The 24,056-nt window shown below is 48.6% G+C and carries 27 protein-coding genes and 1 pseudogene; 18 read left to right on the top strand and 10 right to left on the bottom strand.

Features of this window, described 5'->3' with window-relative positions:
- Window positions 1-215 precede the first annotated feature (215 nt).
- The 4 genes from KNP92_RS14505 to KNP92_RS14520 form a co-directional block, all read right to left on the bottom strand.
- Window positions 216-734, bottom strand: a complete 519-nt coding sequence (locus KNP92_RS14505; RefSeq protein WP_251136622.1) for a hypothetical protein — start codon at window positions 732-734, stop codon at window positions 216-218.
- 118 nt (window positions 735-852) lie between these two features.
- The gene (locus tag KNP92_RS14510) at window positions 853-1,581 is read right to left on the bottom strand and encodes an ATP-binding cassette domain-containing protein (RefSeq protein ID WP_214841733.1); all 729 of its coding nucleotides are present in this window, start codon (window positions 1,579-1,581) and stop codon (window positions 853-855) included.
- Between the two features lie 9 nt (window positions 1,582-1,590).
- Complete coding sequence (locus KNP92_RS14515) at window positions 1,591-2,289, bottom strand: hypothetical protein (protein ID WP_214841735.1); 699 nt, start codon at window positions 2,287-2,289, stop codon at window positions 1,591-1,593.
- Between the two features lie 154 nt (window positions 2,290-2,443).
- Entirely contained in the window at window positions 2,444-3,946 is a 1,503-nt protein-coding gene (locus KNP92_RS14520; RefSeq protein ID WP_214841741.1) for a phytoene desaturase family protein, read from the bottom strand.
- 271 nt (window positions 3,947-4,217) lie between these two features.
- Between KNP92_RS14520 and KNP92_RS14525 the strand changes: the two genes are divergently transcribed.
- Together KNP92_RS14525 and KNP92_RS14530 are read left to right on the top strand one after the other, a co-directional pair.
- On the top strand, window positions 4,218-4,946 hold the full coding sequence (locus tag KNP92_RS14525; RefSeq protein WP_214841743.1) for an ABC transporter ATP-binding protein: 729 nt from the start codon (window positions 4,218-4,220) through the stop codon (window positions 4,944-4,946).
- Window positions 4,939-5,952, top strand: a complete 1,014-nt coding sequence (locus tag KNP92_RS14530; protein WP_214841745.1) for an ABC transporter permease — start codon at window positions 4,939-4,941, stop codon at window positions 5,950-5,952. Before KNP92_RS14525 ends, KNP92_RS14530 begins: the two co-directional genes overlap by 8 nt.
- 1 nt (window position 5,953) lies before the next feature.
- On the opposite strand, the gene KNP92_RS14535 is transcribed toward KNP92_RS14530, so the two are convergent.
- Window positions 5,954-6,418 (bottom strand): DedA family protein, encoded by a 465-nt coding sequence (locus tag KNP92_RS14535; protein WP_214841747.1) that lies wholly within the window; start codon window positions 6,416-6,418, stop codon window positions 5,954-5,956.
- Between the two features lie 149 nt (window positions 6,419-6,567).
- On the opposite strand from KNP92_RS14535, the gene KNP92_RS14540 reads away from it, so the two are divergent.
- From KNP92_RS14540 to KNP92_RS14550, 3 genes are read left to right on the top strand one after another with little or no spacing between them, the layout of a single operon-like run.
- On the top strand, window positions 6,568-7,122 hold the full coding sequence (locus tag KNP92_RS14540; RefSeq protein ID WP_214841749.1) for a class I SAM-dependent methyltransferase: 555 nt from the start codon (window positions 6,568-6,570) through the stop codon (window positions 7,120-7,122).
- 11 nt (window positions 7,123-7,133) lie between these two features.
- Complete coding sequence (locus KNP92_RS14545) at window positions 7,134-7,826, top strand: response regulator transcription factor (RefSeq protein ID WP_214841751.1); 693 nt, start codon at window positions 7,134-7,136, stop codon at window positions 7,824-7,826.
- Complete coding sequence (locus KNP92_RS14550) at window positions 7,823-8,896, top strand: HAMP domain-containing sensor histidine kinase (protein WP_214841753.1); 1,074 nt, start codon at window positions 7,823-7,825, stop codon at window positions 8,894-8,896. Before KNP92_RS14545 ends, KNP92_RS14550 begins: the two co-directional genes overlap by 4 nt.
- A gap of 130 nt (window positions 8,897-9,026) precedes the next feature.
- Here KNP92_RS14550 and KNP92_RS14555 read toward each other — a convergent pair whose 3' ends face one another.
- Together KNP92_RS14555 and KNP92_RS14560 are read right to left on the bottom strand one after the other, a co-directional pair.
- On the bottom strand, window positions 9,027-9,647 hold the full coding sequence (locus tag KNP92_RS14555) for a glucosaminidase domain-containing protein (RefSeq protein ID WP_251136624.1): 621 nt from the start codon (window positions 9,645-9,647) through the stop codon (window positions 9,027-9,029).
- A 229-nt stretch (window positions 9,648-9,876) separates the two neighbouring features.
- Window positions 9,877-11,370, bottom strand: a complete 1,494-nt coding sequence (locus tag KNP92_RS14560; RefSeq protein WP_214841755.1) for a DHA2 family efflux MFS transporter permease subunit — start codon at window positions 11,368-11,370, stop codon at window positions 9,877-9,879.
- A gap of 154 nt (window positions 11,371-11,524) precedes the next feature.
- Between KNP92_RS14560 and KNP92_RS14565 the strand changes: the two genes are divergently transcribed.
- The 9 genes from KNP92_RS14565 to KNP92_RS14605 all read left to right on the top strand — a co-directional run bounded on the left by KNP92_RS14565 (window position 11,525) and on the right by KNP92_RS14605 (window position 20,440).
- The gene (locus tag KNP92_RS14565) at window positions 11,525-12,397 is read left to right on the top strand and encodes a TetR/AcrR family transcriptional regulator (protein WP_034805420.1); all 873 of its coding nucleotides are present in this window, start codon (window positions 11,525-11,527) and stop codon (window positions 12,395-12,397) included.
- 154 nt (window positions 12,398-12,551) lie between these two features.
- Complete coding sequence (locus KNP92_RS14570; protein WP_214841757.1) at window positions 12,552-13,658, top strand: hypothetical protein; 1,107 nt, start codon at window positions 12,552-12,554, stop codon at window positions 13,656-13,658.
- A gap of 191 nt (window positions 13,659-13,849) precedes the next feature.
- Complete coding sequence (locus KNP92_RS14575) at window positions 13,850-14,869, top strand: LacI family DNA-binding transcriptional regulator (RefSeq protein ID WP_214841759.1); 1,020 nt, start codon at window positions 13,850-13,852, stop codon at window positions 14,867-14,869.
- Window positions 14,870-15,062: 193 nt separating this feature from the next.
- Entirely contained in the window at window positions 15,063-16,370 is a 1,308-nt protein-coding gene (locus KNP92_RS14580; protein WP_214841761.1) for an ABC transporter substrate-binding protein, read from the top strand.
- Window positions 16,371-16,431: 61 nt separating this feature from the next.
- The gene (locus KNP92_RS14585; RefSeq protein WP_214841763.1) at window positions 16,432-17,331 is read left to right on the top strand and encodes a carbohydrate ABC transporter permease; all 900 of its coding nucleotides are present in this window, start codon (window positions 16,432-16,434) and stop codon (window positions 17,329-17,331) included.
- Between the two features lie 3 nt (window positions 17,332-17,334).
- The gene (locus tag KNP92_RS14590) at window positions 17,335-18,261 is read left to right on the top strand and encodes a carbohydrate ABC transporter permease (protein WP_214841765.1); all 927 of its coding nucleotides are present in this window, start codon (window positions 17,335-17,337) and stop codon (window positions 18,259-18,261) included.
- Between the two features lie 21 nt (window positions 18,262-18,282).
- Window positions 18,283-19,635 carry a GH1 family beta-glucosidase gene (locus tag KNP92_RS14595; RefSeq protein WP_214841767.1) on the top strand — a complete coding sequence of 451 codons (1,353 nt, stop codon included), beginning with the start codon at window positions 18,283-18,285 and terminating at the stop codon, window positions 19,633-19,635.
- A 107-nt stretch (window positions 19,636-19,742) separates the two neighbouring features.
- On the top strand, window positions 19,743-19,985 hold the full coding sequence (locus tag KNP92_RS14600) for a hypothetical protein (protein ID WP_214841769.1): 243 nt from the start codon (window positions 19,743-19,745) through the stop codon (window positions 19,983-19,985).
- A 2-nt stretch (window positions 19,986-19,987) separates the two neighbouring features.
- Window positions 19,988-20,440, top strand: a complete 453-nt coding sequence (locus tag KNP92_RS14605; RefSeq protein WP_214841771.1) for a WapI family immunity protein — start codon at window positions 19,988-19,990, stop codon at window positions 20,438-20,440.
- A gap of 29 nt (window positions 20,441-20,469) precedes the next feature.
- On the opposite strand, the gene KNP92_RS14610 is transcribed toward KNP92_RS14605, so the two are convergent.
- Window positions 20,470-20,652: a hypothetical protein gene (locus KNP92_RS14610; RefSeq protein WP_214841778.1), complete on the bottom strand. Its 183-nt coding sequence runs from the start codon at window positions 20,650-20,652 to the stop codon at window positions 20,470-20,472.
- Window positions 20,653-20,728: 76 nt separating this feature from the next.
- Window positions 20,729-21,334, bottom strand: a complete 606-nt coding sequence (locus KNP92_RS14615; RefSeq protein ID WP_251136625.1) for a PTS transporter subunit EIIC — start codon at window positions 21,332-21,334, stop codon at window positions 20,729-20,731.
- Here KNP92_RS14615 and KNP92_RS14620 point away from each other — a divergent pair.
- The 3 genes from KNP92_RS14620 to KNP92_RS14630 are packed head-to-tail and all read left to right on the top strand — an operon-like array spanning window position 21,320 to window position 22,706.
- Window positions 21,320-21,748, top strand: coding sequence for a hypothetical protein (locus tag KNP92_RS14620; RefSeq protein WP_214841780.1), 429 nt, complete (start codon window positions 21,320-21,322; stop codon window positions 21,746-21,748). The two genes, KNP92_RS14615 and KNP92_RS14620, sit on opposite strands and share 15 nt — an antisense overlap.
- A complete protein-coding gene (locus KNP92_RS14625) occupies window positions 21,749-22,243 on the top strand; it encodes a hypothetical protein (protein WP_214841782.1) in 495 nt (164 codons plus the stop codon).
- A gap of 10 nt (window positions 22,244-22,253) precedes the next feature.
- A complete protein-coding gene (locus KNP92_RS14630; protein WP_214841784.1) occupies window positions 22,254-22,706 on the top strand; it encodes a hypothetical protein in 453 nt (150 codons plus the stop codon).
- A gap of 13 nt (window positions 22,707-22,719) precedes the next feature.
- Here KNP92_RS14630 and KNP92_RS14635 read toward each other — a convergent pair whose 3' ends face one another.
- On the bottom strand, window positions 22,720-23,055 hold the full coding sequence (locus KNP92_RS14635; protein WP_214841786.1) for a hypothetical protein: 336 nt from the start codon (window positions 23,053-23,055) through the stop codon (window positions 22,720-22,722).
- A 411-nt stretch (window positions 23,056-23,466) separates the two neighbouring features.
- Here KNP92_RS14635 and KNP92_RS14640 point away from each other — a divergent pair.
- A pseudogene (locus KNP92_RS14640) lies at window positions 23,467-24,056 on the top strand (glutamine--fructose-6-phosphate transaminase (isomerizing)); the annotation flags it as partial.

The following is a 24,056-nucleotide window of genomic DNA, read 5'->3' on the forward strand; positions in this document are numbered from 1 at the left end:
GAGTGGAGGGTACGATGGGGTTGCAAGCGTTGGACATGTTATGGTCGATTGGACATATTGCGGTCATCGTTGCGGGTTTTTTATTTGTACTACAGCGGATGAGTTTAAAAATGCGCAAAGCGAACTGAAGCGAATAAAACAGCCATGACATTCGATTGTCATGGCTGTTTTTCGTTTGCGCAGATTCGGGACTGACCGAAAAAACGAGACTAGAGCTATTCTTCTACCTGAATTTTGAACACGTCGGTACCGGAACGGTTGGTCAAGAAGGTGATTAAAATCAAATCGCCCGCTGATAAGTCTGAGAGGGAAAGGACGGTATCTTGCTTATAGATGGATACTTGTTCGTCATAAATATCGTACGTCATCATCTTTTGATTCGTTTCACCGTTGAACGACTGCGGGGTAACCGTCAATCGATTGCCGTCAATGCTTTCAATCTCGGCATAAAAGGTTTGAACATCAGACGGAGCGAGGACCCAAGCGTCGGTTTCATAGGCCTTGTACGCGTTCGCATATCCCGCGAAATAACTGATGACGATACTGATAGATAACAAAACGAACAACAGGATAACTGTGACTTTATGAGGTGGAGCGATTGGAAAACGTGTTCTTGTATTTCCGTCGAGCTCTCGATTGATTTGCCGCTTGTAGACTTGAAAATAGAGTACGACAGTTAACACAAAGATGAATACAACAATACATGTTGCAATGATATAGATGGGTATACTCATAGATTTGTCTCCTTTAGTCATTTGCGGCTGTCTTACGAAAACATCGCAATCAAGCACCCACAGATCACCATGCCGGCTGTGTAGAACGTGAAGCGGTGTCGCTCCCAAAGCGATTCGTTCATTGCGTCACTGCAGCTTCGAGATGACCGCCCTCGACCATTTGGAGGAACGCCTCGTCCGGATCGGTCGTCCCTGACGCCTTGAGCCAGTCGTCGTACCCGCCTTCATACAGAACCCGTCCTTTATGTAAGAAGATGACGTGGGCATCGAGCTGGGCGAGGTCATGCAACTGATGGGTAGAGATGAGACATGTCCGACCGTCTTGGACGAGCCGTTGAATCCGGCGCATGATATGAATACGAGACGCCGGATCGACCCCACTCGTCGGTTCGTCAAATAGGTACAGCGCACGCTTCACCGACGACAAGAGCGTGACGAATAGCCATTTGCGTTCACCGACCGACATCTTTCCGAGCTTCATCTTCCACAAGTGTTCGAACAGCTCCTGTTCACGAGCGCTCGAGAGCCCATTTATGTAAGTCTCCATCCGTTTGAAATCTGGTCGTTTCGTAAGTCGACCGATGAAGTACGTCAAATCTTTCCCTGTCAGCTCGTTATGATACATCATGTGTTGGGTCAAATAGAGCATGTCTGTCGACGGGACGAGCTGAAGTGAGTCCGCCTCGACTGGGAGCGTTCGGGTCATGCAGTCAAAGAGCGTCGTCTTCCCGGCTCCGTTCAGTCCAATCAAGACGTTCAGTTTAGTTGGGTGTAGCGTGAACGAGACGCCGTCGAGCACGGGACGTGTTGCTTTTGGATACGTGTAGCGTAACTCTTGAATATGCATCATTTCCTCCTAGCGTGTGGCTGATGAGACAAGATTGAACCGATTGATGGCGAACAGCCCGACAAAGACGTGGCCGATGAGCGCAAACAGCGTCAGCATGAGATTGAACGATACATCAACCTGAGCGACAGTATGGACGATGGCAAATGAAAGTTGGAGTAAGGCATAAAACGGGTTCACATAGCCGAACCAGACGTCGGGCTGTTTGATCGCTAAATAGAACAACGGAAAGGCGAGTAGATTCGCGACACGCATCAAGCTCGACACTTTGATCGGGAGAAGCGTAAACGCGACACTACCGAGCGCAAACGGGACACTCCCAAGTAAGAGTAGGAGGGGAGCAATCAGGTAGCTAAGCGTGAACTGACCATGGACCAAGGTGACGACGGTTGTGAAAATCGATAGGCTCACGGCGTCGAACACGAGCTGGGCCAATAAGATAGCGAGGATATAGGTATACTTGTTACCTGAAATCATCACGTATGTCTTCATGAGACCATACTCTCGCATTCGAGCGAGTTCGAGGGCAATCCCGTTTAAATATGTCGCGAGGATGATATACACCCAAAAATAAGACAAGTACATGGCATAATCCGCTGCGGCCATCGTTCGAACATCCGGCGGGCTATAGAGGAGGGCGATACCGAGCGGGATGCCCATCGTCAACACGAATGGAATTTTATCTGTCAGCACAATTTTGATATACATAAAAAAGTAACTTGAAATATGATGCATAGGACACTCCTTCATTTTTATCCAAATCTTAACATACTATACGTATGCTAAATGTAAAAAGTTTCTTATTTAATAAAAAAGAACTCCTTTTAGAACGAGTGCATCTCGTCTTAAAAGGAGTTCCTCTTCATGTCGTTGCCATACCATCGCGCTTCGCGATCTTATCGCTTACTTGTTGGCCGCTGAGCGTGACCATCGGCATCCCGCTACCCGGGTTGACCGTGCCACCGACGAAGTAGAGATTCTCGTACAGCTCACTTTGTTTTTTATGTTTGAACCCGCCGTTTTGGTTCTTGTCTGAGACGGTGCCATAAATCGCACCGCGGTCCGAACCATACATACGCTCGATGTCATGTGGCGTCCAAACGTTCCGCGTCACGATGTTGTCCCGAAGACCATCCATGCCCATCCGTTCGAGCTTATCGAGCACCCGTTCTTCAAACGCCGCGTAGTCGGCTTCGGTGAACGGGTTTTCTTGAATATACGGGATGTGCGGCAAAATTTTGATGTTCTCATGTCCCGCTGGTGCTTGGGTCGCGTCCGTCTTATTGACGTTCACCAAATAAATCGTTGGGTCGTCCGGAAGCTCGTGTTTCTCGAAGATTTTCTCCATCTGCTCCTGTAAGTTTTCCGAGAAGAAGAAATTGTGGTGCGCGAGTGCCGGGTATTCTTTCTTGACGCCGAGATGGAGCACGAAGCCGGAGCTGGCCGGTTCGAATTTGTCGACGAGCTTGTCGACGAACGCCTCTTCGACATCGACCATCTTTTGATAGAACGGGATGACTTCCATGTTCGAGACGTAGTAATCGGCGGAACGGAGTCGTCCATCCTCGAGCTCGATCGCCGAGATGTTCCCGTTCAGCGTATGCGCCCGAACGACGCCTTGCCCGGTGTGTAGCTTGACGCCAATCTCTTCAGCGAGCGTCGTCAAGCCTTCGGCGAGCTTATGTGTCCCACCCTCGACGTACCAACATCCTTGCGCATGCTGCATGTAAATCATCATGTTGAGGACGGCTGGGGCGCTATACGGCGACGATCCGACGTATTTGACGTAATACGATAACATCGTGCGCAGGTGTGGGTTGCTAATTCGTTTTGAGATGGCACTGTACATCGTCGATGCCAAGTCGAAACCGGTCAGTGTGGCGATGGGACCGATTTGTGTGACCGCCTCGAACGGCGATTCGAATCCTTCTTTTAAGTAACTGCGTTCCGTCGTCTTGTAGATGCGTTCAGCATAGTTCAACAGCTTGCGATACTCATTCATGTCTTTTTTCGACAGTGATGGATTCGCGCTCGCCATCACTTCGAGGTCGTGATACAAGTCGAGCACCGTGCCGTCCGGGAAGAACGAACGCCACTCCAAGTCGAGCCGCTTGATGGGCACATAATCTTCCATCCGTTTGCCGCTTCCGGTGAACAACTTCTCGAAAATTTGGGGCATCGTCAAAATCGATGGGCCGAGGTCAAAGCCGAAGCCGTCCTGTTCGAGCCGGTTCACTTTCCCCCCGATGTGGTCGTTCTTTTCATATAAAGCTACGTCATACCCTTTTTGTTTTAGCGAGATGGCAGCCGAAATCCCACCCAATCCCCCACCGATGACAATCACTGACTTATTCACGTTCTGCATACACGTACCGCCTCTTTCCGACATGATTTATCAAACACGTACTGATTCATTTGCCACTATTGCCTCTATTCCCTGCACGCACACTTCCGAACATTCAATTTCAGCACATTGTCGCCTTCAAAATACGTTGCCTCATCTTTTGATCGAACGGTTCAAGTACAATAATCGTAAAAAAAATGGCGATTGTTGTGTCTGAATCGGGGGACTATACTAAAGCTAACTCAACACAATGTCTATGGAATATAGGATGACGTGAAAAAGGAGTAGGCCCATGGATATCCATATACACGACGTCACGAAATCATTTGGCAAACAGATTGCCATCGACCGTGTCAGTTTCACGATCCATTCCGGGGAAATTTGTTGTCTGCTTGGTCCGTCTGGTTCAGGGAAGACGACACTCATCCGGCTCATGATTGGTGCGTTGAAAGCAGACGAGGGTACGGTTCAACTTGGCGAGACGTTCATGCCAAACATGAAGATGCTACAGACGATTGGCTTCATGCCACAAAATGACGGATTGTACGACGACTTGTCGGCCGAGGCAAACCTTGAGTTTTTCGGTTCCATCTATAAGCTCGGCAAGACGAAACTTCAAGCACGCATCACAGACGTTCTCGCACTCGTCGAGTTGACGGACGACCGGAAAAAGCTCGTCCGACACTTCTCGGGTGGGATGAAAAAACGGCTCTCACTCGCAATTGCCATTTTGCATCAGCCCGACTTCTTGTTTCTAGACGAACCGACCGTCGGCATCGACCCACTGTTGCGTCGCCAAATTTGGGGTCAGTTTCAAGCAATTCGAGCGACCGGAACAACGATCATCGTCTCGACTCATGTCATGGATGAAGTGCAAGAATGCGACCGGGCCGCACTCATTTATAACGGACGTTTGATCGCCTATGACACGATCCCGCATCTGTTAGGTCAGACAGACAACGGCCGCGTCGAGGAATTGTTCCTCATCGCCGGGCGAGCAGGAGGGACGAGTCATGCGTAACTTAGCAACGCGCGTCATCTTTCAGACGCTCAATGACAAGCGGAGCGTCGCTTTGATCTTGATTGCCCCGCTCCTCATTTTGACGCTCGTCTACTTTTTACTCGGGGACTCGGATTACGTACCGGTCGTCGCGGTCGATGAGAACGTTCCGTCACAACTCCTTGAAGCGTTCGAGGCCGAGACGCTCGACGTTCGGTTAGACGCGGTCGCCAATCCGTTTGACTACTTGGCAGACCACAAAGACGTTGACGCAGTGTTCGAAGTGACACAAGCAGGGACAACAATCACGCTCCGTGAACCATCGACGAAGTCCTCAAAGGCGGTACGCGAGATTCAAGCGGCGTTGTCGATATTGAATCCGACGCCCGATGTCGAGATGAATTATGTATTCGGGGAAGAAGGACAGTCGACGTTCGACTCATTCGGTTACGTATTCTTATCCTTATTCTCCTTTTTCTTTGTCTTTATCTTGTCGGCGATGGCACTCGTCAAAGAGCGTAGTGGCGGCACGCTCGAGCGTCTTTTGATGACGCCAATCAAACGCGGCCAAATCATCTTGGGCTATACGCTCGGGTACGGCGTTTTCGCTGTCGTGCAATCGATTCTAATTGTTCTCTATACTGTGTACGTTCTCGGTTTGTCCTCGCTCGGTAATATAGGATGGGTCATGCTGACGATGCTCCTCATGGCTGGGACAGCCGTCCTGTTCGGGGCGACGATTTCCGTGTTCGCCCGTTCCGAACTGCAGGTCGTCCAAATGATTCCGTTCACGATCGTGCCGCAAGTGTTCTTCTCAGGACTCATCCCGCTCGATCTCATCCCGTATGGTCTCGGCAATTTGAGTTACATCATGCCAATCTTTTACGGGGCCACGGCAATCAAAGAAGTCATGGTATACGGGAATGGGTTCACGGGGGTCTGGCCGTATTTTCTAGGACTCGTCATTTATGCGAGTGTCCTCTACTTTTTAAACATGCGCGCGCTCGGGAAGTATCGCGGGCATTGAGTCAAAGCGACATCACCCAATGTTGGAACTGTTGAAACACTGGGATATGACCAGCTAGACGAATCACGACGGACCAGGCACCTGTATAAAGAAACGCAGAAATCGCGTTATAGAGAAAGTACGTGCGAAACGTCAGGGACGTAAAACCGGCGACGTAATGGAGCGGATGACGGAGTCCCGGGATGAAATAGGAGACGAGGACAATCCGTGCCCCGTATGTTTCATATAATGTCTTCGCACGGGTTAAGTATCGAGAGTCACGCGTAGAAGACGGGATCACCCGGTGGAGACCGCGACCGACGAGATAAAACCAGCTGAAAGCGAGCGTAAAGACGACCCATGTCGAGAAAAAGAGAAACCAACCCGGGTTGGCTACCGTTAAATGCGTCATGATTAAGACGTCATCGGATAGTGGGGTAAACATGATGCCGACGGCGAGCATCACGTATTGCATGAATAAGTCCATCCTGATTCACTCCTTCTGTTGTCTAGTATGTCTAGACAAACGTAAGGAGTTTTTAGCGTCACCTTAAGAATTCTTAAGAACTTCGACAGAGAGTGTTGCGAGGCGCTCGCTATACTCAAAGTAACCATACAGGAAAAGGATGGATGGAGATGCCGTTATCGTTTATGAAACAATTTTTCAAGAGACCCCGGGAAGTCGGATCCCTCGTCCCGAGTTCCCGTTACTTATCGGAGCGCATGACGCCGACAGACGAACTGAACCGTGCCGATGTGATCATCGAGCTCGGGCCGGGAACAGGTAGTTTTACAAGTGAGATTGTACGGAAAATGCAAAAAGATACTACGCTAGTTTTAATCGAGACGAACCGCGCATTTCTCCATGAATTGCGAGAGCGCTATGGTGGAGACAGACGCATCGTCATCGTCGAGGCGAGTGCTACCGAGTTAAAGGAGACACTTCGTCGTTTACACATCGATAAAGTTAATCTCATCATCTCTGGGCTTCCGTTCACAAGCCTTGGCGAGGCACAAACAGCACAGATTTTACAGGAGGTAAAGGCGGTCTTATCTCCAAGCGAACTGTTTTTAACGTTCCAATATACGAAAATGCGTCACAGGCACTTTCAACATGTGTTTCAACGGGTGAGATTTGAACGAGAGTTTCGAAATCTGCCACCTGCTTATTTGTTTCATTGCACAACGTGAGGAGGGATTCCGTGCGGACACAACCAACGATTTTGATTGCGGATGACGATGAGGCGATTCGCGAGTTACTCGCCATCTATTTAAAAAATGAAGGCTACACGTTACGTTTTGCTAAGACGGGACAGGACGTCATTGAGATTGTGGCAAAAGAACCGATTGATTTGCTCATTCTCGATTGGATGATGCCGGTCATGGATGGGATTGCGACATGTATGGAGATACGAAAGACGCAGTTCATGCCGATCCTCATGTTGACGGCGAAGACGAGCGATTTGGACTTGATGCAAGGCATCTCTGTCGGGGCGGACGACTATATGAAAAAGCCGTTCAATCCGCTCGAAGTGACGCTACGGGTGAAATCGCTACTGCGACGATATCGGGATTACGGGGCGGACCAATCGATGCAATCCGGAAAATTGATGTGGAAAGATTTGATGCTCGATATGCAGACGAGACAATGTTTAAAAGGCGAGACGTCGATTCGGCTGACGCCAAAAGAGTTTGATATTTTGGCCTACTTCATGCGACACCCGAATCAAGTGCTCACGGTCGAACAAATTTACGAGGCGGTGTGGGGCGAGGACGCGTTTGAAGTCGATAACACGGTGATGGTCCACATTACAAAAATTCGCGAGAAACTAGAAGACACCCCGCGAAAGCCTGCCTATATTCAAACTGTCTGGGGCGTGGGGTATCGCTTATGAAGGACCGCCTCCTCGTCAAATTGATTGGAATCATTCTCATCAATGCCTTGATTGCGACAATCGCATTTTTAATCATGGGCTATTCGTTTAGTTTGTATTACATCGAAAATGAGATCACGCCTAATCCGTTGACAACGAATCTCGTATTCTTAAGCGTGACATTCATTACGATTTTAATCTTCATTGTCGGGTTCTCATTTATGATGCGAAAGACGCTACGGAAAATTACGGATCTGTCAGAAGAGATTAAGCAGATTGCGAACGGAGACCTCGGACGTACGGTCGAGGTGAAAGGGCGGGATGAACTGGCATCGCTTAGTGAGAGTGTGAACCGCATGTCGCGACAATTGCAGGAGTTATTTGAGAAAGAACGTGCGCATGAAGAAGAGCGGAATCAATTGTTCTCGAACTTGTCTCACGATTTACGGACGCCGCTCACCAGTATACGAGGGTATCTGCAACTGCTCGAAGCGGAACGGGTCATGACGGACGTCGAACGGAGCCATTTTAACATTTTAAACGAGAAGACGACGCAACTTGAACAGTTGCTCGATCAGTTGATGGACGTGAACCGTCTCTATTCGTCCCAAGTGACGCTAGTGAGACAACGGATGAACCTCAGTTTGTTGACGACCCAATTGGCACATGAGATGGGACCGTTGTTTGAAGAAGCGGGACATCGCCTCGAGGTGAATGTGCTCCCTGACGTCTATATTGAGGCAGATCAAGAGCAGCTCATCCGCGTGTTTCAAAACTTATTATCGAATGCGTTAAAATACGCCACGCATGAAGGACCAATCACGTTGACGCTCACGCAAGACGAAGGCTCGGTTTTATGGAAGTTGTGTAACGAGACGACCGAACCGACGCTTATGGCGATGGACCATCTATTCGAGCGAACGTACCGGGTAGACGCTTCACGAGGAGAGACGCCAGGGGACGGCCTCGGTTTGTCGATTGCGCGTCAAATCATGCTTCTTCACGAAGGGACGTTGACAGTGAGTGCGGCAGACGAGAGCCGAATCTGTTTTACGGCACACTTTTCATCGACCGACAAAAAAAGCATCTGAGCGAATGCTCGGATGCTTATTTGTCTTTGAGTAGTAGAGCGACACCCGCTACGAGAAGCGCGAGTCCGCTAAACAACCGTACTTGATTGCAAGTCACTATCTTTCACCTCTGTCCGTCATGATCGTTCGTTCACTTTTTAGCAACCCGGAGTTGCGTCTTGCCCATCTCCCGATAGATAGATAAGATTTCGGTGCCATAGTTGCCTTTAGGCTGCATCGCCCATTTGCGATGGAGCGCTGGCCACGTCGTCGCGGATCCCCGTTTCACGTAATGGAAGCGTGGGTCGACGCGAGTCATGTTTAAGTCGTCTTTTGAGGCGTACGCTTTCAGATGTTGAATCTGTGCTGTTACACCTTGGTGTGGAGAACGGAAAAAGTGACCTTTTCTTCCTTTCCCAACTGTGCCGATGCCCGAATAGTTATGTTGTTTCGGTAGCACATCACCTTTGTAGCTGAAGTAGCCAGTCTCTTTCAACGCTTGTGCGAAAGCGACATCCCCACGAACGCCTTCTTTCGCCCCAATGATGATGAACAGTTTCGCAAGTTCCTCAACCGTCACACCTTGGAGGCGGACGTTGTGTGGATTCTTTTGTTTCACGAAGTCGGCCATTTGTTGAGGCGTGACGGTGGATGAACCCATGATAGCACGATTCTCTTTATTTGACGAAGCTTCAGCAGACGGCAGCGACAGGAAAGACGAGAGCATGAGTAACGCGACGGTCAAACAAGTGACGAGCCATTTTTTCATCATCCTTGATTCCTCCTAAACGATTGAACAAACTATGAAAATAATACCATAAATTAAATGATGGAATTATTTCATTTTGATTAAGAGGGAAAATAACCCAAATTTGTACAAGGTTATGTTTTATTTGCGTTCGCTAGCGAGTTCTGTTTGCATAAGCCCATAAACGGTTGCTTCGTAGATAGAGCTGAACAAAAAAAACCGCCCCGTGCGACGAGGGCGGCTTCTGTGTGCATCAATTTGCTTTTTTGAGTTCTTGATTTTCTTCTTTGAAGTCGAGTTTTTTCACATCCACGCGCTTCACGAAGAATGCGAGAACGAGCGCGATGATGTTCATTCCGAGAGCGACATAGAACGAGACTTGAATCCCTGACAGGAGGGCTTGCTGTGTCAACGCACCCATCGCACTCTCTGTGAGTGTCGCTGGGTCGACGCCGCTCATGAGCGATTCGGCTTCGGTTCGTGTCACTGAGTTCATGATTGTCACCAAAACCGCTGTTCCGATTGCACCGGACACTTGTTGGGCCGTGTTGTTGATGGCCGTTCCGTGTGGGTTGAGATGCGTCGGCAATTGGTTGAGACCATTAGTCATGATCGGCATCATGACCATCGACATCCCGAACATGCGGAGCGTATATGTCATGACGATATATGTGTACGTCGAATCGAGTTGGACGTGAGCGAGCATATACGTCGAAACGGCTGTAATCGTGAGACCGATAATCGACAGCAACTTCGGTCCGAACTTATCGAACAGTTTCCCGGTGATTGGCGACATGATACCCATGATGATGGCCCCTGGGAGGAGCATGAGTCCGGAGTCGAGCGGCGAGATGCCACGGACGCTTTGGACGTAGGCCGGTGTCAAAATCATTCCGGAGAACATGGCGACGGCGTTGACAATCGCAATAATCGATGCGAGTGCGAACATCGGGTATTTATACGCCCGTAGGTCAAGGAGTGGTTTTTCCATGTTGAGCTGACGGATAACGAACGCGATTAAAGCTGCCAATCCGACAATGATGGTCGTCAAGACGATTGGGTTGTCCCAACCGTCAGAACTTGCCGAACTGACACCATACAAGACGCCACCAAAACCGATTGTGGATAAGACGAGTGACAAATAGTCGAGCGATTGTTCTTTGTTTTGCACCATGACGTTCTCTGCTTTCCAAATCGCGAGGGCGAGACCGATGATGGCGAGTGGGAGAATCATTTCGAACAAGACGCGCCAATCATAATACTCGACGATGTAACCCGAGAGTGTCGGACCAATCGCTGGCGCTGAAATCATGACAAGCCCGAAGACGCCCATCGCCGTCCCACGTTTTTCACGCGGGAAACTGACGAGCATGACGTTCATGAGGAGCGGCCCCATCGTCGAGGCGCCGACCGCTTGAATCATTCGTCCTGCGAGCAACCAGCCGAACGTCGGCGAGAATGCAGCGATGGCTGTACCGGCTGCGAAGATGGCCATCGAGGTGATAAAGAGCATCCGGTTCGAGAAACGTGTGATCAGATAAGCAGACGCCGGAACGAGGACTCCCGTCACGAGCATAAAGCCGGTCGCGAGCCATTGCACGGTCGAATAGTCAGCGATCTCTAAGTCGACCATGATGGACGGGAGCGCGACGTTAAGTAATGAGTTGTTCAAGAAGGCGATGAACGCCCCTGCGAACAGAACCGCGAGCATAAGATATGGCGGTTTCTTTTGGAATTCTGGTTTCATACGAGTTGCTCCTTTATGTTCTGAATAGTTATATACTAGTAAGTGTCGATGTGATGATTTTATACCCGTTGTACAAATAAATCAACCATTTTGAACCGTTAGTTCAAAATGGTATACTTAAGCTACAAACTAAGCAGAACGGAGCTAGTAGGATATGAAAGATAAGAAACGAAAAGTAGCAGATATTGCGATGAATCTCTTCATTGAGAATGGCGTCCAACAGACTTCAGTGCAGGAAATTATTGAACGAGCCAATATCTCAAAAGGAACGTTTTATAATTATTTCGCCTCGAAGACAGACTGTGTCGCAAACATCCTTGAAAACTTGCGCTATGACGCGGGGCAACGCCGGATTGAAATGCAGATGGGCCGAGATAAACGTGACAAGGATGTCTTTATCGAACAAATCTCGATCCTCATCCAATTAAATGAAGAACGTAATCTTCATGCCTTGTTCGAGTCAATCATGTCCGCAAATGAACCGGAGTTAAAGAAACTCGTCTTACAGCATCGTGTGTATGAGATTGAATGGCTCGCAATGCGCTTGACCGAAATCATCGGGGAAGAGATTCGGCCGTACTCTGTCGAATTGACGGTACTTTTTAACGGGATGTTGCAGCACATCTTATTCACCCTCCGGATTACGAACACGGCCTATTCGATTCAAAAGCTCGTCCGAAACTTATACACCTATGTGGAGTTAATGGCAGCCCGTATGATTGAGACGAACGAACACATATTGAATCCGGTAACCGTCGATCAGATGCGCGGGACGACGGATAAAAATCTTGTCACGAAAGAAGAATTGATTGAGATGGCCGAACGAATCGGCGCTCACGTGAATATGACGGAGGAACAGGAGGACTTGTTTGAAGCGATTACTTACGAGCTGCATCAACCGCGTCTCCGGAAAATCGTTCTTGAGCAACTGTTGAAGCCGTTCCAACGTCTCTTTAAAGGTGTGACGGGCGAGACAGAAGTCCAAAAATTTACGAACCTCGTCTGGTTATATACGCGGACGCACTAGGCTAAAATTGTATAGATCTGAACCTACTTAAAACTATTTAAGTGGGTTTATTTTCGTTAATCAAATTTAGAAAAATGAAGAGTTGTCTGGGAAATATGGGTAAATATCTATAACGAATCACCCGGATTTAAATTTTAGAGAGGGGGCATTAGCGATGATAGAAATCGTACTGTCATTTGGCGGTTTCGGTTTGATGATAGGTGGGGCATTGTTCTGTTTCATTTCCATTTATCGTTATTTCATTAAAAAAGACGTTACCCCGTTTCCCATTATCCTTGGAGGCTCATTTATTCTAGTAGGAGTTTGGTTAGTTTTTCTTTTAGGAATTATTGAAAGAAATAATCAAGAACTTGTAACAGATTCAAATCAAGGAAGTGCTATCACTGTGCCAAATGAAGCATCTGAGCAAGAAGATACTGAAGTAGACGAAATCGAGAATGAATCAGTTAATGAAAAGGAAGAAGCCGATGCTACAAAAGCTTCTATTGAAGAGTTTATGCAGGAGGTAAAGGTTGGGGATCCAACATCAAGTTATAAAGACTACATGGAGGAACATGGATTAAAAACGTCTCGAGGATACAATGTTTACAATAGAAAAATTGATGAAGTTACAATTGAGAATAGAAATATAGTAATTGTATATAATAACAATTTAATCATCGAAGTAGAAACTGAAAAAAATATAAATCAACTTAAAGACGAACAAATTAAAAAATATCAAGATGAGCTAACGACTACAATTAGTGGCTCAACTGACGCAGGCACAGACGCGATTTCACTTAAAGAAGGTTTTGCTGTAGTGGAGAGTACGTATGATGGTTCAGGTAACTTTGCAGTAGTACTTCAAGATGCGCAGGGAAATATGTTAGATTTACTCGTTAATGAAATCGGAAGTTACAAGGGAAAAAGTTTCATATGGATTAAAGAAACTGAAGATTATTATTTGAATATAAACGGTAATCAAGGTAATTGGGATATTAAAATTATGCAATACCGTCCTTTAGAGATTGAAACTTTACCTGGTATTTTAGAGGGGAATGGGGACGACGTAATCTTTTTTGAAATTAATCAAGGAAGCTATCAAATAGCATTTACGCATAATGGAGATTCGAATTTTGCCGTAACAGTAAATGCAATAGATTTATTAGTAAATGAAATTGGAAATTATGAAGGTTCTCAGCGATATTCTTTTGAAGATACTAGTGTATATGTTTTTGTTGTAAAAGCAGATGGAGATTGGACGATTACTGTTAAAGAATAAAGTAATAGAAGTCGAAGGTTTCAGTGTTTATGAGAGGAACACTAGCGACAAAAAATCATGACTTGCAGTAATATAGAAGAAAGACGGTATGAAAATTTATCGCAAAATATTCCACGAAAAAGAATTGATTCCTACAAATTCATGCGCTACAATCAAATTACCGAAAGCGCTTTCGGGAAGAGGAGACTGACATGGGTACGATTTATGATTTAGCGAAAAAAACAGGCTTCTCGATCACGACCGTCTCTAAAGCGTTAAATAACTATAAAGACGTGAGTGAGAAGACGAGGGCCAAGATTTTACAGGCTGCGGCTGAGATGGACTACTTACCGAACGCACACGCACAGTCGTTATCGACGAAGAAGTCGTGGGCCATCGGTGTCATGTTCTCAGAAGCGAACGAAGTCGGGATGAAACACCCGTTCTTCAACGGCATTATCGAAAGTTTTCGTCACGCGACAGAAGAGCAAGGCTACGATTTAATCTTCGCCTCGCGAAACCTGCGCAACCGTGACATGAGTTACTTGGAGCATTTCAAACATCGGGCCGTCGATGGCATCGTCGTCATCTGTTCGGACCGGATGGACGAACAAGTCCAAGAGCTTATGCAAAGCGATATCCCAATCGTCGTCGTCGATATGGACAGTGCGAACTGTAGCGTCGTCTATTCCGACAACATCGAAGGGGCTCGCCTCGCGGTGAATTACTTGCACGATCTCGGCCACGCCCGGATTGCACATATCGCTGGTGATCAGACGATTGATGCGGGAGCCGCTCGTGTGAAAGGCTATGAACTCGCGATGGAAGCGATCGGTCTTTCGATTGAACCCGGATACTTGGTCAACGCCGGTTTCTTCTCGGTTAGAGAAGGCAAACAGGCGATGGAAAAGTTACTCGACCTCGAATCACGTCCGACCGCGGTATTTGTCGCCGGCGACCAGATGGCGATTGGTGCGATTGAAGCGATCCATGAACGAGGATTACGCGTACCGGAAGACATTTCCGTTATCGGATACGACGATATCGAAATGGCACAATACATTACGCCGAAGCTGACAACGATTCGCCAAGACACGGATGAAATCGGTGAAGCGGCAGCGGAACTGTTGATTGAGCAAATGACCGCCAAGGAACGCCGGACCGAGCGTCGCGTCATCCCGGTCCACTTGATCGAACGGGCGTCATGCGCGCCATTACAAACGAAGAATTGACGATGATCTTTCGAAGTCGCTCTGTTCTCTTCAATGGGATGGAGAGAAGAGAGCGATTTCGAAGCATCATTCCCTTAAAAATCGAAACCGCTTTCGGTTATTTATTTAAACAAAATCGAAAGCGCTTTCGAATCTCTTTTTCCTCTTCTTGCAAACGCTTTCTAAAAACCTTAAAAAAGGATGGGACTTACACATGCGTAAATTAGTCAGTTTACTTTCTGTCGGTGCACTTTCTGTCGGTGTCTTGAGCGGTTGCTCAAATAGCGACGGCGCGTCAGGATCGAATTCAGGTTCAAAGGACGTCCTCAAAGTTTGGTCGTTCACTGATGAGTTGAAAGAACCAATCAAAACATACGAAGAGCGTAACGGCGTCAAAGTCGAATTGACGATCGTCCCAATTGCCGACTACCCAACAAAACTTAAACCGGCACTCGAGAGCGGCGTCGGTGCACCGGACGTATTCACAGGAGAAATCGCCTTCCTCAAACAATGGGTCGATGCCGGCTACTGGGAAAACCTCTCGGACGAGCCATACAACGTCAACGACATCGCGGACGATTACATCCCATACGTCTTCGACCTTGGGAAAGACAAGGACGGCAACGTGCGCGCCCTCTCGTGGCAAACGACACCAGGTGGCGTCTACTACAAGCGTAGCTTAGCGAAAGAAGTACTCGGTACGGATGACCCGACTGAAATCGGAAACATGATGAGCTCGATGGACGGCGTCTTTGAAGTCGCGGAGAAGATGAAAGAGAAAGGTTACAAGATGTTCCCGGACGAAGGCGCGATCCGTTGGTTCTCACAAGGTGCAAACCCAGAAGCATGGGTAAACGGAAACAACGAACTCGTGTTGACAGAAGACAAGATCAACTACATGGACTACGCGAAAGAGCTTCGTGACAAGCAATACACGGCACTCGCTCCGGAATGGTCACCATCGTGGTTCGAGGGTATGTCAAAACCGATCAAAGTGAAAGAAGGCGGCACAGAGACAGAAACGCAAATCTTCTCATACGTCCTTCCGACATGGGGCCTTCACAGCGTCTTGAAAGACAGCGCGAAAGACACAGCCGGCGACTGGGCCGTCACGAACGGACCAAGCCCGTACTTCTGGGGCGGCACGTGGCTTGGCGTGTACGAAGGATCGAAAAACAAAGAAGCCGCTTACGACTTCGTCAAACTCATGACACAAGACGAAGAATTCTTGACGGACTGGGCTGAAGAGACAGGCGACGTCCTTGCGTTTAAACCGGTCACAGACAAAATCAAAGACGACTTCAGTGATGAGTTCCTCGGCGGGCAGAACAACTATGAGTTCTTCCTCGACCAAGCGGACGAAATCACACCAGGTATCGTCACGAAGTACGACCAACAACTCGACACGCTTTACGGCGCTTCGGTCCTCCAATACGTGGAAGGCAAGAAGACGAAAGATGAAGCGATTGCCGAATTCAAGAAACAAGCGAAAAACGCTTACCCAGATATCCAAGTTGACTGAAGCCAGCGAATCCTTGGGGGGATTTCCCCCTTAAGGGTTGCGAGGGAAGGAGTAACACGACGTGAAAAAACTAGACCGTTATGGCTATGCCTTTATTGCCCCGTTTTGGGTCGTCTTTTTGACATTTAGTATCTATCCGGTCTTCTTGACCTTGTACTACAGTTTCACCAACTATACCGGCAGCCCAGGAGAAGAAATCGTCGGCTTCGCGAACTATGCGCGCTTGTTGACAGACACGTACTTCATCGAGGCGTTCGTCAATACGATTAAGATTTGGGGAGTAAACTTCGCCTTACAGATCGGTCTTGCCTTGCTTCTCGCCTTGTTGTTCTCCGATCTTCGTTTGAAGCTAAAAGGGCTCGCGTTCTTCCGTTCGTTCTTTTATTTACCGAACTTGATTACGATCAGTTCCGTCGCGCTCTTGTTCGGCATCTTGCTTGACTGGCAGCACGGTTCACTCAACATGATTCTGCTCAAAATTGGAATCATCTCAGACCCAATCAACTGGCTATCGCAACCGGTGACGGCACAACTGTCCGTCTCACTCATCTTGACATGGATGTGGTTCGGTCACTCGTTTATCATCGTCATGGCCGGCGTATCGGGTATCTCAAAAGACTTTTTCGAAGCCGCCCATATCGATGGCGCGAACCGTTGGCAAATGTTCACGTATGTCACGTTACCTTTACTTAAACCGATTCTCTTGTACATCATGATCACGTCGCTCATCGGCGGCCTGCAATTGTTCGACCTTCCGCTCCTCTTGACGGACGGAATCGGTGCACCGGACGGCTCGCTGAATACGATGGTCCTCTACTTGTACAATCAAGCGTTCAAGTATAACAACTACGGCTATGCGGCAGCGGTCGCTTACGGTTTGTTCTTGATCACGCTCGTCTTCTCGGCGGTCGTCTTCAAAGGCATGTTCCGTAAAGAGCGTGCTACGCAGAAGGGAGCATAAGCAATGGAACAAAATGCAGAAACACGGCGTATGCTCGCCGACAGCGAAGTGCAGCCACTGCGCGAAGAGAAACCGCTTCGTCTCGAGCCGCCAAAACCAAAACAAAAGAAAAAAATCTTTAGCCGCGGCGTCATTTACACCGGACTGATCGTCTTGACCATCATCTGTTTCATCCCGTTCCTCATGATGCTCGTCAATGCGACGCGCACGAACGGGGAGATCATGTCTGGTTTCTCGCTTCTTCCGGGAACCGCGCTCCTCGATAACTACGCGATCTTGAGCGACTACATTAACATTTGGACCGGCTTTAAGAACAGCTTGATTATCGCGGTGCTCGTCACGTTGCTCTCCGGTTACTTCTCGGCGATGACCGCGTTCGGCTTCGCATTCTATGACTTCAAAGGCAAAAACGCGATGTTCATCTTCATGCTCGTTATGATGATGGTCCCAGGGCAGCTCGGGTTGATCGGCTTCTACGAGATTTCGAAGACGCTCGGGATTCTCGACTCGTTCATCCCGCTCATCATCCCATCGATTGCGAGTCCGTTCGTCGTCTTCTTCATCCGCCAATACACGCAGGCGACGCTTCACGTCAGTATGATTGAAGCGGCTAGGATTGACGGCGCGAGCGAGCTCCGCATCTTCCATACGATCGCACTCCCGATGATGATGCCGGCTGTCGCGACGATGTCGATTTTCACATTTATCGGTTCATGGAACAACTATTTGATGCCGCTCGTGCTCTTGTTCTCACCGGAGAAGTATACGCTTCCGGTCCTCATGGGCTTCTTGAAAGGCTCACAAGTTGCCGAGAATCTCGGGGCCTTGTATCTCGGGATTGCTATCTCGGTCGTGCCGATCATGATCGCCTTCTTGTTCATGTCAAAATACATCGTCAGCAGCATCTCGGCTGGTGCGGTCAAAGAATAATAGAGAAAAGAGGAAAACACGATGCAATTTAACAAAGACTTCGTCTTCGGAACGGCGACTTCGTCATATCAGATCGAAGGGGCGCATAACGAAGACGGGCGGACGCCGTCGATTTGGGACATGTTTTGTGACATCGATGGCCGCGTGTTCGAGAAACATAACGGGGACGTCGCTTGCGACCATTACCATCGTTTCGAGGAAGACATTCAGCACATCAAACAGCTAGGGGTCGACACGTACCGCTTCTCGATCGCTTGGCCGCGCATCTTCCCGGTGAAAGGTGAGTTCAACCCGGCTGGGATGGCGTTCTATAAGACGCTCGCGACACGTCTCCGTGAGGAAGGCATCAAACCGGCCGTCACGCTCTATCATTGGGATCTCCCAATGTGGGCTCATGAAGAGGGGGGCTGGGTGAACCGCGACTCGGTCGATTGGTTCCTCGACTATGCGAAAGTATGCTTCGATGAGTTTGATGATGTTGTCGACTCATGGATCACGCATAACGAACCATGGTGTGCCGGCTTTCTCGGTTACCATCTCGGCGTCCACGCGCCGGGTCATCGTGACTTGAACGAAGCGGTCCGTGCCGTACACCATATGCTTCTCTCGCATGGGAAAGCGGTCGAATTGTTGAAACAAGACTTGAAGTCGACGACACCGATTGGGATCACGCTCAACTTGTCGCCGGTCTATGCGAAAACAGACTCGGTGAACGACCGCCTCGCACAGAACAACTCGGACGGGTACTCGAATCGCTGGTTCCTCGACCCAGTATTCAAAGGTCAGTATCCGGTCGATATGATGAACTTGTTCGCGAAGTACGTGCATTCGTACGACTTCATCAAACCGGGTGACATGGAGACGATTTCGACGGAATGTGATTTCTTTGGCATCAACTTCTATAGCCGCGGACTCGTCGAGTTCAGTGCGGCGAACGACTTCATGACAGTGGCTGCGTACTCCGATTACGACAAGACGGGCATGGGCTGGGATATCGCCCCGAACGAATTCAAAGACCTGATCCGTCGCTTACGTAACGAGTACACAGACTTACCGATCATCATTACAGAGAACGGCGCGGCGTATGACGACGTGCTCGAGAACGGCGAAGTCCATGACGTGAAACGCATCGACTACGTCCAAAAGCACCTCACCGCCGTGTCTGATTTGAACGATGAAGGCATGAACATCGCCGGATACTACCTCTGGTCGCTCATGGACAACTTCGAATGGAGCTTCGGTTACGAGAAGCGCTTCGGCATTCTCTACATCGACTTCGAAACGCAAGATCGTGTGTGGAAAGATAGCGCAAAATGGTACGCTGGCGTCATCGCCGACCATAAAGCGAAATACGGCGATATCGTCGAAGCCTAAGACATATGACGAACCCATCCCTGCCGCTACGGGGATGGGTTTTTGTGTGGAACTTCTTCGTAAGGGGAACGTATAGTAGAGGACAAGCTACGAAAGGGGAGGAACGGATGAAACGCGAGTATGCGACGTATGAAGTGACGGGCTACGACGACAAAGGCAAAATCAAGTTCGTCCATTTAAAAGAAGGCGAGTTCGTCTTACCGGTCGAGATTAAAGGGGACGACTTGACGAAAATCAAGAAAATGATGCAACTCAATCCCGGGGTGACGGTCATTGTCCATGCGGCCATCGATCAGAAACGCATGCGCCTGTTAGAGATTGACGGCTATTCGCTTCGGAAGGACGATTGACGATGGCGCTCGCGAAATTAGCGTCACGTGACGGAGCGACGGATATCTCGATTGAAAGTTATTCCTACGCGTATGAAGAAGCTCAAAACATCCATGACTTAGCGTGGCATCGAAACTGGGTCGGCTTCCATGCGCCGGAGCACCGCATTACGTTCGATGACATCATGCTCGACAGTCTGCTCGTCGCGCACTACATACCGGTGTTCGAATCGTTTCTGGTGGGTAACGTGCAACGAATCGAATTCGAGCCGACGGAGCCGTACGTCTGTTTGACGTTGACGCGACGAGGTGGCGCTGGGGATGAAGTAGATGTCCGAGGTCATCTTGAACACCCACTCGGGGAGGAGACCGAAGAGCTCGACTTTGCATTCGAAACATCGGTTGCGGAAGTGGAGCAGTTCTTGCAAGGGTTACGGGAGATTGCACGCGAGTTCCCCGTTCGAGAGGTTGAATGACAAACGCCATGACGAAAACCGTCATGGCGTTATGTGTTTAGCTTAGAGATATGCGCCCGATACTTTCCTAACGAGTAGGCAGCACATAGTAAGAAAATCATGTGTAACCCGATGCCGATCAACATCGCATGCGGAAACATAGATTTGAAACCAAGCCCGAACATGAGAGCCGCGCTCGACAAAATCATAAAGGCGGGTGTGTAGTTTTTCATATTGTCCCAACTCTCTTACTCATTTTCCTAAATATAACAGCCCTTCTCTGTGATGAGAAGGGCTGTCGTTTTTTGCTTAGGCTGACGCTTTATCTGCGTCTTCTTGTGCTTTCACTTCTTCACCGTACGACACGCGATCTTGCATGCGGACGAACGGGAGGTAGACGGCGACGGCCATGGCAATCGTTGCAATCTGTAAGAGCGCTGCACGCCATCCGCCGACCAAGAAACCAGAAATGACGGGTGGTGTCGTCCACGGGACTTGAAGTGCGTTGAACGGATCGACCCAGCCCCAAAGGATTGAGAAGTACACCATGAACGAGGCAATCGCTGGGACGACAGTGAATGTCGCGACCGCAAGTGAGACGATGGCGAGACCTGGAATCAACGCCGAGAATGAGTTCGAGACATCTGGTGGTACACCGTCAGGCATTTTGATGCGAATGCCGCGTTTGATGAACTGCGAGTAGATGAATCCGACGACGATGGCAGCGAGGACACCTTGTCCGCCTGTCCATACTTTCGGGATGATGCTGTCGGATAATCCTTCGCCTTTTGTTGAAAAACGTCGAACGATTGTTGAGGGAATATTTAGTAAATTTGAAACGAAAGCGAATTGGTTTTCGTATACTAAAGTAGAAATGGAAGGAAGGAGGAGGTGCCAAAGATGAATGACATTCAACAAATGATTACACTTCGAAAATACGGTTTCACTATATTGATTGTTTATTTAACCTTCTTTCTATTGGCGCTTTTCTTCGAACGAATGTTGCTTATTCCGTTAACCTTGCTTCTCACGTTCCTTCTCCTCGTCATGGGGAATAAAGAATATCGCATCATGCGTCGCCTTACGGTACATGCTCGTGCAATCAAGTGGCTTCGCATCCAGTATGTGACGACATGGTTAGAGGCATTGTTATTGTCGATTGTTATGACGACACTCGTATTTGACTACACGATCGGATTTATAACTGGGATGATATTTGCTGTAATACAATCAACGAACTCGATTCGTTCTCGGTTCATTACGAATAAATTGAAAGCAGTAGAACCAAATTTACCAACCTTTGACCAACTGATTGAAAGGATGAGTTAAATGGAATTATCCACGCATTCAAAACGACAAATCGATACTCTGTTACGCTTTCAGACGTTTACTAGTTGGACGGTCGGCATCATCCTGGTGACGGCCATCGTCGCTATATTTACTATCGCTTCTTATGCAGACCTTTCGGATCGTGCAATCATGGCAACAATTTTTGGCTTTTATTTTTTGTTAATAGGCATCGAGGTTGCCAAGTTTAACTTATGGCTAAAGTTTGTGAAGAACAAAAAAGCCCGCATGTTATTATCGCTACGCTATACGGCGATGTTCATCGGATATGCCGCTATCGGTTACTTCGGGTACGTCGTCTTCAATCAGACGCCGCAACCGCAATCGTTCCAAGCGTTCCTGTTATCGCAAGCCTTTTTCTGGGGCGCCTCGTTCATCGGCAAATGGCTTGATCGTATCATCCAAACGCATGACGATCGTTATTTGACGGACAAGGACTTGAAGTTGATTCGGGAAGCGCGTGAATATAATGAATAAGCGGAGCCAAATGCGTGAACTCATGGCATTCGACGGGGCGAAAAAAACGTCCGTCGTTCTCTTAGCTTTTATCGGGTTCATGATTTTGTTTTTCTTAGTCGAATATGAATGGCTCTCTGCAATTTCAGTCTTCTTGATTGGTGCGGTAGCAAGCCTACCAGATTTCTATAAATCATGGCGACGTGAAACGATTAAAAAGAAGTACTTAGTCTCTCGCGAGGCCAAGCGTCTCATCCACTTCGGTTCGATGAGCGGATTACTGACGTATCCCTTCGTGTTACTTTGGGTCTACGCTGTTTTGACCGATTTGATTTCTATGCAGACATTCTTCTTGATTGGCGTCTTGTCTTTTGCCGTTACAATCCTAGTAGACAAGTGGTATGAACGCCACATGATTCGTCTCGATGACAACTACGTCTCCGAAGCGGAATTGAATGAAGAACGAAAATGGGGGAGCGCTTGAGCGCTACCCCATTTTATTTGAACGTTCGAATAATGAAAAACAAACAGGCGAGAAACGGTAGCAAGAACAAGGCGCCAAGCCACTCGCCTTGACCAAAGACGAGCCATGCGAATAGTTGGAACGATAAAATTCCGGCGGCAACGAGACTTGCGAAGCGAAGTGCCCTCGGGCGACTTGACGGTTCGCGCCACCAGTCCTTAAAAAATGGGAAGCTCGTCACAAGTGCCAAACCGAGGAAAAAGGCGGCGGGGAACACGAGTAAATCCCCGAGCCCATCGTTCCCTTGAACTTGCAACCATTTCGAGAGCGTCGATAAGATAATGCCGATGACGAGAAAGCCGATGTTCATAGCCGTTCCTCCGTTTCCTCACGAGTTTCTTCTATCATGACGGAACCGAACGGATGGAACAAGTCATGAAACAAAAGGCTTTTTTATAAGAGTGGTGACGATTGCATGAACGCCGAAAAAGTAGATGAATGCAATGTGATAAAAATCCTATCCGACTTTTCATAGAACCGTTAGCATGAAAGGGTATCTGGAGAAACGGCTAGATATGATCGAGAAGCGCCAGAACTCTGCGGAGTTGACGAGGACGAAGGTGATCGAGATTTCGGCGGATGCCTTCTAGTCGCCTGTCACGACTAAGAGTGTTCCAGTAAAGCGTTCGGGTGACCGGACGGACAAAGTGGGGCACATTGACAGCTCTTTGAAAAAGCCCGTTTCCTTTTTCGAGAAATCGAATATAGAGGAGAACTGTTTATGTGTGGAATTGTAGGAATGATTGGTCAAGTCGATACGAAAGAGATTTTGTTGAAAGGGCTCGAAAAACTCGAGTATCGAGGCTATGATTCAGCTGGAATCGCACTCGTCGGAGAAAACGTGAGCGTGTTCAAAGAAGTCGGTCGTATTGCCGCGCTACGTGATATCGTCCCGTTCGAAGCGGAAGGGACGGTTGGAATCGGCCACACACGTTGGGCGACACACGGGGTGCCGAGCGTCCCGAACGCCCACCCGCACCAGAGCACGACAGCCCGCTTCACGCTCGTCCATAACGGCGTCATCGAGAACGACGAGCAGCTCAAGGCGACGCTCGACGCCCCGTTCAAGTCGGAGACGGACACGGAGGTCATCGTCCAGCTCATGGAGAAGAACTTCGTCGAACTCGGCGACGTCGAGGCGGCGTTCCGCAAGACGTTGTCGGAGCTCCACGGCTCGTACGCGATCGCGATGATCGACTCGGAGGACCGTGAGCGCCTCTATATCGGCAAGAACAAGTCGCCGCTCCTCGTCGGGCTCGGCGACGGCACGTTCAACGTCGTGGCGTCTGACGCGATGGCGATGCTCCAGGT

This window comes from Exiguobacterium sp. s122 (assembly GCF_018618475.1).
In the GTDB taxonomy this organism is placed as follows: Bacteria; Bacillota; Bacilli; order Exiguobacteriales; family Exiguobacteriaceae; genus Exiguobacterium; species Exiguobacterium himgiriensis.